The 12921-nt window shown below is 55.3% G+C and carries 13 protein-coding genes and 2 pseudogenes; 11 read left to right on the forward strand and 4 right to left on the reverse strand.

The window, feature by feature from the left end; all coding sequences use genetic code 11:
• The first annotated feature begins 142 nt into the window (after positions 1 to 142).
• From AVO44_RS08410 to AVO44_RS08435, 6 genes and pseudogenes are all read left to right on the forward strand, one after another.
• On the forward strand, positions 143 to 1114 hold the full coding sequence (locus AVO44_RS08410) for an alpha/beta hydrolase (protein WP_157769955.1): 972 nt from the start codon (positions 143 to 145) through the stop codon (positions 1112 to 1114).
• Positions 1115 to 1630: 516 nt separating this feature from the next.
• Entirely contained in the window at positions 1631 to 2716 is a 1086-nt protein-coding gene (locus AVO44_RS08415) for a VOC family protein (protein WP_068335380.1), read from the forward strand.
• A gap of 118 nt (positions 2717 to 2834) precedes the next feature.
• Positions 2835 to 3381: pseudogene (locus tag AVO44_RS08420) on the forward strand (ABC transporter ATP-binding protein); the annotation flags it as partial.
• A 145-nt stretch (positions 3382 to 3526) separates the two neighbouring features.
• Positions 3527 to 5044: an ABC transporter permease gene (locus tag AVO44_RS08425; protein WP_068335385.1), complete on the forward strand. Its 1518-nt coding sequence runs from the start codon at positions 3527 to 3529 to the stop codon at positions 5042 to 5044.
• Between the two features lie 16 nt (positions 5045 to 5060).
• Positions 5061 to 5720: a DUF3299 domain-containing protein gene (locus AVO44_RS08430; RefSeq protein WP_082677443.1), complete on the forward strand. Its 660-nt coding sequence runs from the start codon at positions 5061 to 5063 to the stop codon at positions 5718 to 5720.
• 440 nt (positions 5721 to 6160) lie between these two features.
• Positions 6161 to 6520 (forward strand): type IV secretory system conjugative DNA transfer family protein, encoded by a 360-nt coding sequence (locus tag AVO44_RS08435; protein WP_157769956.1) that lies wholly within the window; start codon positions 6161 to 6163, stop codon positions 6518 to 6520.
• On the opposite strand, the pseudogene AVO44_RS20665 reads toward AVO44_RS08435, so the two are convergent.
• Positions 6427 to 7140: pseudogene (locus AVO44_RS20665) on the reverse strand (IS6 family transposase). The gene AVO44_RS08435 and the pseudogene AVO44_RS20665 sit on opposite strands and share 94 nt — an antisense overlap.
• A 125-nt stretch (positions 7141 to 7265) precedes the next feature.
• On the opposite strand from AVO44_RS20665, the gene AVO44_RS20670 reads away from it, so the two are divergent.
• The 5 genes from AVO44_RS20670 to AVO44_RS08465 all read left to right on the forward strand — a co-directional run bounded on the left by AVO44_RS20670 (position 7266) and on the right by AVO44_RS08465 (position 10861).
• Positions 7266 to 7652 carry a Fur family transcriptional regulator gene (locus tag AVO44_RS20670; protein ID WP_082677444.1) on the forward strand — a complete coding sequence of 129 codons (387 nt, stop codon included), beginning with the start codon at positions 7266 to 7268 and terminating at the stop codon, positions 7650 to 7652.
• Between the two features lie 30 nt (positions 7653 to 7682).
• Positions 7683 to 8324: a zinc uptake protein ZrgA gene (gene zrgA, locus AVO44_RS08450; protein WP_068335399.1), complete on the forward strand. Its 642-nt coding sequence runs from the start codon at positions 7683 to 7685 to the stop codon at positions 8322 to 8324.
• Positions 8321 to 9028 carry an ABC transporter ATP-binding protein gene (locus AVO44_RS08455; protein WP_068335400.1) on the forward strand — a complete coding sequence of 236 codons (708 nt, stop codon included), beginning with the start codon at positions 8321 to 8323 and terminating at the stop codon, positions 9026 to 9028. Before zrgA ends, AVO44_RS08455 begins: the two co-directional genes overlap by 4 nt.
• Positions 9025 to 10275, forward strand: coding sequence for an ABC transporter permease (locus AVO44_RS08460; RefSeq protein WP_068335402.1), 1251 nt, complete (start codon positions 9025 to 9027; stop codon positions 10273 to 10275). The genes AVO44_RS08455 and AVO44_RS08460 overlap by 4 nt, the downstream gene beginning before the upstream one ends.
• Before the next feature lie 79 nt (positions 10276 to 10354).
• Complete coding sequence (locus AVO44_RS08465; RefSeq protein WP_068335404.1) at positions 10355 to 10861, forward strand: DUF3299 domain-containing protein; 507 nt, start codon at positions 10355 to 10357, stop codon at positions 10859 to 10861.
• A gap of 585 nt (positions 10862 to 11446) precedes the next feature.
• Here AVO44_RS08465 and AVO44_RS08470 read toward each other — a convergent pair.
• Genes AVO44_RS08470 through AVO44_RS08480 form a run of 3 tightly spaced genes read right to left on the reverse strand, consistent with a single transcriptional unit; the run spans position 11447 to position 12821 of the window.
• Complete coding sequence (locus AVO44_RS08470; protein WP_068335406.1) at positions 11447 to 12154, reverse strand: IS6 family transposase; 708 nt, start codon at positions 12152 to 12154, stop codon at positions 11447 to 11449.
• 41 nt (positions 12155 to 12195) lie between these two features.
• A complete protein-coding gene (locus AVO44_RS08475) occupies positions 12196 to 12378 on the reverse strand; it encodes an Hsp20/alpha crystallin family protein (protein ID WP_233421956.1) in 183 nt (60 codons plus the stop codon).
• 14 nt (positions 12379 to 12392) lie between these two features.
• The gene (locus tag AVO44_RS08480; protein ID WP_068335410.1) at positions 12393 to 12821 is read right to left on the reverse strand and encodes an Hsp20/alpha crystallin family protein; all 429 of its coding nucleotides are present in this window, start codon (positions 12819 to 12821) and stop codon (positions 12393 to 12395) included.
• Between the last annotated feature and the right edge of the window lie 100 nt (positions 12822 to 12921).

The raw sequence follows: 12921 nt of genomic DNA on the forward strand, positions 1-12921 counted from the left end.
ATCGCTCCGAATCTTGTTGCTTGGTGTTGTGTGTCTTTTGGTTTCTGCCTGTGCAAAGCCTGAACAAGCCCTCATCGGCGTCGACAATCCAGAGCTTTCCGCGGAACAGGTGCCCGGCACAAAAAGTCATGAAATCTACATAATGACGACGCGTGCGCCCGCCAGCGATGACGCAATTTTGTTCTCGGGCAACCGCAGCGGCACTCTCGAATTTGCAAAGGTGACAGTGACGTTGCCGCCCAATCACCAGCCGGGAAACATTGAACGCCCAAGAAGACTTCCGCCTGATCCGAAAAAAGAGATGACGGTGGTCGATCCTGTGCGTTTTGCCAATGAAGCTGAGGTCATCTCGGACATGAATCAGGCTTTCCGCGCTGCGGATACCGAGAGGTCCGTGCTCGTCTTTGTACATGGCTATAACACGACGTTTACTGACGCCGTTCTGCGGATTGGCCAGTTCGTTGAAGACTCGGGCTTTGACGGTGTCCCCGTGTTGTTCACATGGGCCTCGGCAGGCAAACTCACGGATTATGTTTACGACATCAACAGTGCGCTTGCCGCGAGAAGTGCTTTGATCGAGGCGTCCGACGTGTTGGTCAAAACCGATACGCGTACTGTCAATCTAGTCGCTCACTCGATGGGCAACCTGCTCACAGTGGAAGCCATGAAACAGGGTCAGCTTCAGGGACGTTTCGACAGTAGCGGAAAACTGCGTAACATCATCCTAGCCTCAGCGGATATCGACGTGGATGTTTTTGCGGAGCAGATGTCTGTTTTTGATCCCAACCAGCGCAAATTCTATGTTTTGATCTCGGAAGATGACAAGGCGCTCAATGTGTCGCGTTTTCTGGCGCGCGGTGTGAACCGTGTCGGTGATGCCGATGTCGCGCAACTGGATGCGCTTGGTGTTACGGTCATCGACCTTACTACGGTCAAAGACACAAACAGCACCAATCACACAAAGTTTGCGGATTCTCCGGAAGTGGTCCAAATAATCGGTGGGGAAATGCTGAAAGGAGACTCGCTGCACACGGCGCCTACTGACCCGGGCGTTTTGGGTAACATCTTCAAAGACCTAACAAATGCAACGCAGAGTATCGCGGACCCGGGGTAAAGGAGCCTGTCACGGTCCATTGTCCTTGCGACCGGTTTTTCGCACGGTGAATTAGACAGTGCCCATAAACTTCGGAGCGACAATCCACACACCGTGTGTGGCATGGTAAACGCCGCCAAGGCTCAGGCTTGACTGCATGCCGGCATCTGCATTTCTCCCCCTCCGCCCGTGATTGGTGCAGGATTGAAACGCAACCAACGCTGTGCGCGTGAACATTAGCCTTCTTCAAATAGGGCGAGTTAACAAAATGCACCTCGATAATTGCTGACAAGCGCTGTGCGGTTGACACTATTACGGTTGCCAGAAGTGGACGGCGAGAAAAAAAGAACTTGTGCAAGCTTGGCAGTTACCCGCGCATTAACAATCCTCGTGGAGGATTACCTATCTGAGCGTTGCATGTTCTCAAAAGGCCAACCGCATTATCTTGATTTGCAAAAACGTAAAAATCAAATCCAAAACGGGTTCTGCGGCAGTGCAAACACGGACATTCACAAACTAAGTAAATGAGGAAAGCTAATGAACAAATCTGACATTTCTCAATTGTTTTACAACGATATGTCACGTCGTGCGTTCCTCGGCGCGCTTGCGGCTGTCGGTGTAGCGCCGCGAGCGATTGCACAGGGCAAACCGGCACCGGTTAACCTAGGTGCGATCAACCACACCGTGATCCATGCCTCGGACCCAATGCGGTCGGTTGAATGGTATCAAGGGCTGTTCGGCATGCCGATCGTCGGCGACTTCGAGGATCGCGTGAACCTGCGCGTGGGCGATGGCCCCGCTTATCTGACGATCATGAAGGAAGCGACAGACTCGCCTCGCTGGGGCGAAGTCGGGCTTGCGCTCGATCCCGTCGATCCGCTTGTACCTGGCGATCCGGAAGGCTTTGCAGAGATTCTGAAGCAGCACGGTATGGAGCAGTCTGACGACCCCGGCCCGGGTGAGTTTTCGCTGACCATGCGCGGCCCTGAAAGCGGCGGCGCAGAGGGCGGCACGCCGGTGCTGATGATCGTCGATCCGTTTGGGCTGAAATACTCGCTGACGCACAAACTGAATTGCGGTGGTGGTGGCCCGCTGGGCACGGAATGCCGGCTAAGCTACCCTGTCGAAAGCCAGTTCAAGACCGTGGAAATCAACCACGCTACGCTCGGCATTACAGATACGGACAAAGGCAAGGAGTTTTACCAGACGCTCTTCGACATGCCGATCCGCGCATATCAAGGCGACACCACACCAGTCTACACGGTCTCAGGTTACAGTACGATCGTGCTATTCGATTTCAGCAATGATACCAATTTCCAAGGGATGGATCCGCAAATGGATCACACCTGTTACTCCATCGAGGATTACGACTTCAATCTCGTTCGCGCCAAGCTATCGGAATACGGGTTGGAAGATCTTGGCGATGTTTTCCGCGCCAGTGGTCCGTTACAGCACTATCACACGTCGCGTCGGCCAGACCGCGGCGGCGCTCCGGGTGGATCTTACGAGATTTATTGTACGGATCCCGACAACCTTGTTATCCAGATCCAGGACGTGACGTATTGCGGCGGTGGCGGCACAAACGGCGAAATCTGCGGCACTGCAGAAAATCCGTCGCGCTGATCAGTCTTTATCAACATCCGGCCCGCCTGCCTTGAGACGGGTGGGCCGGACTTTCTCTGCCAATCTCTTTCTACAGATGATGCCCATCGTATGACTTTTGAGCTTAGGACTAGTATGCATGTCTGCCGCCCTTCGTCTCAATGACCTGAATTTTGCCTGGCCTGGCGCAGGCCACGACATCTTGCACATCAAATCGCTTGCGCTGCAAAAGGGCGAAAGCCTTTTTCTGTATGGGCCAAGTGGTTGCGGCAAATCCACATTGCTGGCTGCCATTGCTGGCACCGTTAACATAGCACCCGGCGCAATCGTCGTTGCCGGGAAGGACGTTGGCGCAATGCGAGGTGGCGCCCGCGACAGGTTCCGAGGAGAGCACCTGGGCATGATTTTTCAGGTCTTCAATCTTGTGCCGTGGCTCTCGGCACTCGAAAATGTGGTTCTGCCCTGCCGATACTCGGCAAACCGGGCTCGGCGGGCGGCACCAGATCCCTCGACGGCTGCGCAAGACCTGCTCACGGAATTGGGGTTGGCAGATCCGGCTGTCGCCGGCGCTCAGGCAGGGAGCCTAAGTGTCGGCCAACAACAAAGAGTGGCCGCAGCGCGGGCGCTCATCGGCAAACCATCTCTCATTCTGGCAGACGAACCCACTTCGGCCTTGGACGAAGATGCCAAGATCGCGTTTGTCGAATTGTTGCAGCGCGAATGTCGCCAAGCAGAAAGCGCGCTCCTGTTCGTCAGCCACGACCGCAGCCTTGAAAACCACTTCGACCGCGCCGTGAGTTTTTCCGAAATCAACCTGCCTTTGGAAAAGACATGCTGAGCTTCGCGTGGAAAAGCCTTTGGAACCGACGGTTTGTCGCCTTACTTACGGTTCTGTCGATGGCGCTGAGCGTTGCCTTGATCCTCGGCGTTGATCGTCTCCGCGGCGAGGCTCGTGCCAGCTTTGCCAATTCAGCTTCCGGGATCGATCTTATTGTGGCTGCACGTGACAATCCTGTTCAAATTCTAATGGCAACGATATTCGGGCTAGGCTCGACAAGTTCTGCGCTTGATTGGGATAGTTTCGAGATGGTCGAAGAACTCCCGGGTGTTGACTGGGCCGTCCCGGTCTCGATGGGCGACAATCATCGCGGATACCCGGTGATCGGCACCAAAGCGTCGTACTTCGATCACTTTCGGCATAGCGGGGGCGAGGCGCTGGTCTTCCGCGACGGTGTCCCATTTTCGGAAGCCGACGGTGCGGTGGTTGGGGCAGAAGTCGCCGCCCGGTTCGGTTATGAGACGGGTACCGTGATCGTAAATGCCCACGGGTCAGGATCCGTTGCATTCGATCTCCACGACGAAGCGCCGTTCATCATTACCGGTATTCTATCGGCCACCGGAACGGCGGTCGACCGCATGGTATTCGTATCACTTGAGGGCTTCGACGCCTTACATGCCGCGCCTGAGACGCAGCCAATTGATCCATTTGCTTCAATGGAAGCAGAAGAACTGTTCAGTAGCGGTGAAATCGATGAAACGAATGCCGACGCGCACGCGGAGGAAGACCACGCGCACCAAGATAATGATCATCTACATGAAAATAATGACAATATTCATATCATGCGGGACGGTCACGGTGATCAACACCATAACAAGGCCATCGGTGACAAAGAGGGTGAACAAAAATTCGGGCACGCTAGTGAGCTTGGTCATCAGGCAGATAAGCACGCGCATGACGAAAAACATGTGCATGAGAATGCGGAGCACCGCCACGTCTCAGAACATGTTCATGAACCTGCTCAGATTAACGCTGTTCTAGTAGGTTTGTCTCAAAGGACTGCTGTATTGGGTGTGCAGCGCGCGATTATGGAATACCCCGTCGCGCCGCTTACAGCGGTACTACCGAACGTCGCGCTCTTGGAGCTCTGGTCCATTACCGGTACGGCTGAAAGGGCGATGTTTGTCATGGCTTGGGCCGTCGCGGTTGCCAGTATTCTTTGCATGGTTACCATGCTTTCCGCCGCACTTGACACACGACGACGCGAGTTTGCAATCTTGCGATCGGTTGGCGCCACGCCTGTGGATATTTTCGGATTGATCGTGGTAGAAGCCACTATGGTTACATGCGCCGGCATCATTTTTGGCTTTGCGCTTTGTGTTGGGGCGCTCGCGTTCGCGGAACCGATGCTGGCTTCGCGCTTTGGTATCCGCATCGATTTTGGTTTGCCAAACCTCAAACAATTAGGTTTGGTGTTCGCGATATTTTTCGCCGGTCTTCTGGCTAGCCTCATCCCCGCATGGCGTGTCTATCGTATTACGCTCGCCGATGGACTGTCAGTAAGACTATAAGAAAGGTTATTGCTATATGCTTCTACGTTTGTCCACTGCATTTGCTGGCCTGCTGGTAATGGGTAGTTTCGTCCAGGCGGAGCCCCGCATAGTCTACTGGAATGACTTGTCTCCACCGGCTGTTGCGTACACCAACCCGTTTGAAGGCATTAGCTCGGATCATATGAGCGGATTGCGTGAGTTGCTCCGGCTGCGTATGCAGATAAGCAATGGTGAAGCGGCGCTTTACAATGAGGCCGCAGCTTTACAATCGGATTTGGAGGACGCAGGACTCGATGTTGAGTGGCTGTTTGCAAAACGCCTCGAAATAATGGAGATTCGAGAGTCGGTCGCTACTGGTGTCAATGAGGATTTGGTCGATACACGCGTTCGCATTCCTGGCTATTTGCTGCCACTCGAAGTCAGAGACCGAAAAGCTGTGGAATTTTTGCTTGTTCCAACGGTTGGAGCCTGTATTCACACTCCGCCTCCACCGCCGAACCAGGTTGTTCACGTAATGTATCCAGAGGGGGTTGAGATCTTCGGTCTGTACGACCCAATCTGGATCGAGGGCGACCTTAAAGCGCAAGCCACATTGCAAGATGTGCGTTACGTGGACGGAGAAGCCAAGGTTCAGGTCAGCTACGGCATGCATGCAGTGGCCGTCTCGCCATACAAGGCGGACACGGCAGAGTAATGCAACTGACCTGGCACAATTAAAGAAGGCTAGCTAGAGACGGCCTTGTCATTTGAGGACGGCTCTTTTTTTGCAAGAGATTTCTTGAGCGACGGGTATCGAAGCAGGTTGCGGTCAATTGTCCGGCCTGTTGACGCGGTGCATGTGACCGCTGGCCTTGATGAAGTCCGCATGCCAGGTGCCGATCAGAAGATCGGACCTTAATGTCCAGACAAGACCACGGGCTGTCCCGGCTGCGGTCCCATTCGATAAGCCGTACGCCAGCAAGGTCCGCGACTTGGTCGTTCGCCTAGCCCATCACGCTGCATCGCGCGCCAACGGCCAGTTCGGTGAAGCTGCATTGCAGCGACGCGGCGACACAGAAGAGATCGCAACCCACTGCGCCGCGTGCCGACAATCTGGACCGGCGATGGGAAGAAGTAATTCAGGTTGCAACCCAGATGTTCGACACGCCCAGCTCGTCCGCTCAGGACTTTATGAGTGGTGTCGAAAGCATGTTCTTTGCAATGGCGATGATGGCGATCAAAAGAATGCGGCCATATATTTCCGAAGTCCTACGCCTGATCAAAACGACCAAGCAAAAGGACTACGAGAAAACGGCTGAAGAAGTTGGATATTCGAGAGCTGCAGATGAGTTTCTGAATCTTGCAGCCAAAGAATCCAAAATCTTGCGAACAACGGTTTCTGTTATGCTGAACTCCGGCCTTCAACTCTGGCGCAACCCATCCGCGGCAAGAGCCACCCAGGGCAATGACATCAACTTTGAAGATTTGCGTCGGCTGGCGAGCGATCTCTCCTGATTGAAATGGTTGTAGACGGAAGAGTGGACGGAGGCGAATTTCTGCAAACTTCGCATACGCCTGAAACGCTGCATAGCGCGTTCTCTTCGTCGGAACGGCAGGTGCGAATTCTCAACGCCGTTGTTGAGCAACCTGCCCGTCATTTGTTTGTCGAGTGCGCTCAATTTTCTGAGAACTGCCATGTAAGAAGCGAAGCGGTCCGTGAAGATTTCTTCTGCGCATACATGGCGCTTCTTCAATTTCTTGAGGAATTTCAGTGCTGCAGCTTTATTTCGACGTTTGGTGAAAACCGCTTCCAGCACCTCACCTTCGTGATCTACGGCACGCCAGAGATAGTGCCGCTTTCCATTCACCTTCACGAAAACCTCATCCACTTGCCACTTCTATTTCGAGAATGCGCGCAGCCGCTGGACGCGCTTTCTTCGGATCTCTGATGCGAACATCGGGCCAAACCTGTTCCACCAATAGCGGACGGTTTCATGGCTGACATCGATCCCGCGCTCGTGCAGCAAATCTTCGACATTCCAAAGCGAGAGCGGAAATCGGATGCACAGCTTCACCGCAAGGCGGATGATCTCAGGGCTAGTTTTGAAGTTTTTGAAGGAGGCAGGTCTGGTCATGGGCAAAAGCTACGCAACCACCCTGCCCCGCTCAACCTTAGTTCTTCTGACAAGACCGTCGGTTCAGCGTCTTGTCATTTGTTATTTTATACAATAACAAATCTACACCCAAAGGAGCGTTCCAGATGCGAAAACAAGCCTCCAAGCGACAGTCCGACATCCTCAAAGTGCTTCGATCTTGTGACCGGCCCATGACGGCATATCAAATTCTACAACAACTTCAGAGCGATGAGCCAGATATCGCCCCGCCAACTGTTTATCGCACTTTGACGGCACTGACCGATCAGGGACGTGCACATCGGCTCGAGTCGATCAAGGCTTTCGTGCCCTGCCGCTGTGACCATGCCGAAAGCATCCCTGTCCTGGCGATTTGTGACGTTTGCGGGTCCGTCGAGGAACATGACGGAAGTGGGCTCATGCAATCGATTGACGCGCTCGTCATACCCAGTGCGTTTAGGCCGAAGCGACACATTGTCGAAGTTCACGGGCACTGTCACGTCTGCGCCGCCTGACTTAAAAGCATTCAATCCAAAGGAAACGATATGAAACGCACCCTCTCATTTGCAGTCGCCGTAGCTATTGCACACCCCGCCTTCGCCGAAGACTCCCGCCAACTCGACGCTCATGAGCATGGGGTGGGTGAGTTGAGCATCGCAATAGAGGGAACAACTGTTGCGATGGAACTACACGCGCCCGGGGCCGACATCGTCGGGTTCGAGTACGAAGCGAAAAGCGCTGAAGATCGGGCGGCAATTGATGCCGCTGTCGCGACGCTTGCCAAACCACAGGATCTTTTCGTTTTTCCGGGAAGCGCGGAATGTACCGTGACCCAGGCCAGTGCCGAACTTGAAAGCGAAGAGGACCACGAGGAGCATTCCGAGGGTGACAAGCACGAAGAACATGACGACCACGCTGAAGGCGGGCATGAGGATGAAAAACATGAAGAGCATGCTGAGGGCGAACATCACGATGAGCATGCAGACGAGGCAGGCCACACGGAGTTCCATGCGGAATATGTCCTGAGCTGCGCGAACCCATCGGCCATCGACGAGATCACGTTCGCCTATTTCGAGACGTTCGATAATGCACGTGAGCTGGAAGTGCAGATTGTTACATCCGCCGGGGCGCAGGCATTTGAAGTCGAGAGAGACGAACCTGTGCTGGATCTACGCGGCATGTTATGAATTTGCGCAGAGACGATCCAATTCTGAACATGAGCGGCGTCCGATTCCAATGGCCGGGTCGGACGTCCTTCGCGCTCAACGTTCCGGCGTTTTGCCTTCAGCGAGGTGAAACCGTTCTTCTCCTTGGCGAGAGCGGATCGGGAAAATCCACCTTGTTGTCGTTGATCTGCGGCACTCTTCAAACGGGTACCGGAACCATAGCTGTTTCGGGCACGGACTTAGCCGCGCTGTCCGGTGCCGGGCGGGACCGGCTGCGCGCAGAACAGATCGGCGTGATCTTCCAACAGTTCAATTTGCTGCCATTTGCGACGGTTTCTGACAACATATTGCTGCCGCTTCGTTTCGCTCCCAACCGAAGATCGCGTACCAAGATGCCCTTCGAAGAAGCGACTCGGCTCTGTCGATCACTTGGCTTGCCCGACGACCTACTGGGTCAACGCGCAGCATCGCTGAGCGTCGGGCAACAGCAACGTGTGGCCGTGGCCCGAGCATTGATCGGTCAGCCACCGCTCATGATCGCGGATGAGCCGACTTCGTCACTGGATGCCGGCAGCCAAAACGCCTTTCTGGACCTGATGTTCGGTCAACTCGGGGAGATCGGCGCGTCGTTGTTGATGGTTAGCCATGACCCGAGGCTCGGCGATCGCTTTGACCGTGTCGTTGAGCTGTCGGACATCGCCATGATCGAAGGTCGCGCGGCATGATCATCCGTCTGGCCATTGCCTCGCTTTCGGCACGTGCGCTGACTGTCGGCATGACTATTCTGGCAATCGCACTCTCGGTCACCTTGTTCCTAGGTGTCGAGAAGATCCGCACAGGAGCAAAGACCAGCTTCTCGGACACGATTTCAGGAACTGATCTCATCGTCGGCGCGCGTTCTGGCTCGGTGCAACTGCTACTCTATTCGGTTTTTCGCATTGGCAATGCCACCAACAACGTCACTTGGGAGAGCTACCAGGAGATCGCGCAGCGTCCCGAGATCGAGTGGATCGTCCCGATCTCTCTTGGTGACAGCCACCGCCAGTTTCGCGTGATGGGAACGTCAACGGCGTTCTTCGAGTACTACCAGTATCGGCAGGATCGGAGCCTTGAGACCGCAGAAGGCGCCCTCATGGACGACCTGTTCGATGCCGTAATCGGCTCCGACGTCGCGGACACGCTAGAATACTCTGTCGGGGACCCGATCGTTGTCGCACATGGACTTGCGTCCTTTACGGAACATAAAGACCAGCCATTCCGGGTCTCGGGAATATTGAAGAAGACGGGCACCCCGGTTGATCGGACGGTTATCGTCAGCATGGAAGCTATCGAGGCAATCCACGTGGACTGGAAAAGCGGCGCAAAGGTTCCCGGTAAAACAACCCCTGTCGATATGATCCGTCAGATGGATCTGACGCCAAAGGCCGTAACGGCGGCGTTGATCGGAGTGAAGAGCCCCCTGCAAACTTTTACGCTTCAGCGGGCGGTCAATGACTATACCGAGGAGCCGTTGCTGGCGATCCTACCCGGTGTTGCGTTGCAAGAACTTTGGGGCATCGTCGGCATCGCGGAAACGGCTTTGCTCGCGGTTTCGGCGATGGTCGTTGTCACCGCCCTGATCGGAATGATGGCCACCATCTTCTCCAGCTTGAATGAACGTCGCCGCGAAATGGCGATCTTTCGCGCCGTGGGGGCACGACCATCGAACATCCTCGGGATGCTTGTGTTGGAAGCCATGCTGACAGCCGCGGTTGGCGCGCTTCTGGGTTTCTGCTTCCTCTACGTTGGTCTTTTGGCCGCCCAACCCGTGCTCGACAGTGCTTACGGCATCTGGTTGCCGATAGAGCCCCCCAAGTGGCGCGAGATCGGCGTCGTCCTCGCGGTCATCGCTGCTGGCGCAATTGTGAGCCTCGTTCCAGCATACCGGGCCTACCGTCTGTCACTAGCGGACGGTATGATGGTTAAGTCATGAGAGGACCGACCATGGATCGGAGAGCTTGTGTATCAGGCTCAACAGAAACAGCAAGCAAACGTATTTTGGAGCAAGTCGAATGGTGAAGCATCGATTGACACGCAGAGGCGTCCTAGCAGGAGTAGCCGCACTTTCGTCCGTGCCATTTGCAGCCGTGGCTGCCGATACGGTCGACCTTGATTGGGATGATCTTTTGCCCCCCGGAACCAAGACGATTCCGAATTCGCTGCGCGGGATTGTGGAACATGACGAATCCTCGCTTGTCAGCCAACAGCCGATTTCTTCTGGCGTCCGAACGGACTGGAATGGCAAAACTGTTCGGTTGCCGGGTTTCGTTGTGCCGGTCGAATATGACGGAACAGGTGTCACGACATTCATTCTCGTTCCATATGTTGGCGCTTGCGTGCACGTACCGCCGCCTCCGGCCAATCAGCTCGTTCTGGTCACGACTATGCGACCATACGAGTTGGAAGGGTTGTTTGAGGCCGTGAAAGTGACCGGCAAGCTTGGAACGGCTTCGACATCTACAGAACTAGCCGAGGTCGGATATACACTGGTCGCAACGAAAATCGCACCCTACGACTGATCGCTGACACCTAAGCGGGATCCGAGAGATTGACCTGAAGGCACCACGTCTAGGCGACTCTGGGCTATGTGGCCGCCTGCCAATGGTTGAGGCAGCCCGTCATTCGCATCGACCGTGCGACGTGTCCGGTTATAAGCTGTCTTTGCTATTCGTTGAGGAGCGCACGATTGTCTGCTTCGGGCGGCGGTTTCACCAGCGACTATCTACCTGCACCAGAGGCTGAGTTAGTGCGCAAGCGAGCGTAGTATTGTCCAAGCAAATCAACTTACGTTATTGCTTCTTGCCAGAGATTCTTCCGCTCGACCGACGACAAAGTTGCGCAAACGGTTCAAAGGGTGGTGTCAGACAGATTCTAACCAGTCTCAGTTTCCCAATAACCGCGGGAACTTAGGCGGAACAGAGCTGACGCCACTCGGCGATAGCGGCGTTGCGGATCAGCTTGAAGTTTTCGCGGGTGTAGAGGTGGCGCTCCTGGTTGAAATGGTTTGAGACGGAAGAGTGAACGGCGGCGAATTTCTGTAGACTTCGCATGGGTGCTGTCAGACGAATTCGAACCAGTCTCAGTTTGCCGCGAAAACCGCGAACCTATCCGGAACAAAGTTGACGCCACTCGCTAAGAGCGGCGGTGCGTGTCTGCTTGAAGGAGTCTCGGCTGGTTAGCGATCTTTCCTGGTTGAAGTGGTTGTAGACAGAGGAGTGGACGGAGGCGAACTTCTGCAAACTTCGCATGCGCCTGAAACGTTGCATGGCGCGTTCGCGTCTTCGAAACGGGAGGTGTGAATTCTCGACGCGGTTGTTTAGCCACCTGCCCGTCTGTTGTTTTTTGAGAGCACCCAAATCTCTAAGGGCAGCCTTGTAGGAAGCGAAGCGATCTGTGACGATCTCTTCGGCGCAGCCGTGCCGCTTCATCAATTTCTTGAGAAATTTCAGTGCTGCAGCTTTGTTACGGCGCTTCGTTACAACTGCTTCCAGCACTTCGCCATCATGATCTACAGCCCGCCAGAGGTAGTGCCTCTTGCCATTCACCTTCACAAAAACCTCGTCCACGTGCCACTTCCATTTCGAGAATGCGCGCAGTTGCTGAACTCGCTTTCGTCTGATCTCAGAAGCAAACATCGGACCGAACCTGTTCCACCAATATCGGACGGTTTCGTGGGAAACGTCGATCCCGCGTTCGTGCAGCAGATCTTCGACATTCCGAAGCGAGAGTGGAAACCGAATATACAGCATCACCGCAAGGCGGATGATCTCGGGGCTGGTCTTGAAATACTTGAAGGAGGCAGGTCTGGTCATGGGCAAAAGCTACGCAACCGCCCTCCCCCGCTCAAGCAATGTTAATCTGACAAGACCGTCACGTCTACATCCTCGGCGGCAACGCCGGGCATCTCGAGCATCAGCGTCACGCCTTCATCTGTTTCCACGATATCCGACAGAGGCCGGTAGATGCGCCCGCCGGTGGTGGTCTCCGGGGTCTCGGTTGCCGTCTTTTCAGCGGTCTGGGTCACGACGTTGGTCATTGGTTGGTCCTCCTTCACGCGGCCTTGATCTCGATCTTCTTCGGCTTGTCCTCCTCGGGACGGCCGATGACGATCCGCAAAACACCATTGGTCATCCGGGCCTCGACGCTGTCATCGGACGCCGCATAGGGCAGCCGCACCGCGCGGGAGAACCGGCCGTAGCTGCGTTCATTGCGGTGCCAGCGCGCGCCTTCCGGCACCTCCGGCGCCTTGCGTTCGCCAGAGATCGTCAGGACGTTGTCCTTTACGGAAATGTCGATGTCGGACGGGTCGATGCCGGGAAGTTCGGCCGTGACCGCGACGGCTTCGTCGCCCTGCCAGACATTAACGGCCGGAAACACGGGCTGGGCCGTCCGGGTCGGTGTCACCCGGTCGACATCGCGCAGCATCGAACGCATGAGCGCGAAGGGATCGCTGCGGCGTGCATATGTGGGATAGAACATGTCTCACCTCCTTGGTTGCCATTGCATCTGCGCGACAAAAGCCGCGTCAGTCCGAGGCGCCAAGACGGCGGGACAGCATGTAAGGTTCGCCGAAAAAGCG

The organism is Ruegeria profundi (assembly GCF_001507545.1).
In the GTDB taxonomy this organism is placed as follows: Bacteria; Pseudomonadota; Alphaproteobacteria; order Rhodobacterales; family Rhodobacteraceae; genus Ruegeria; species Ruegeria profundi.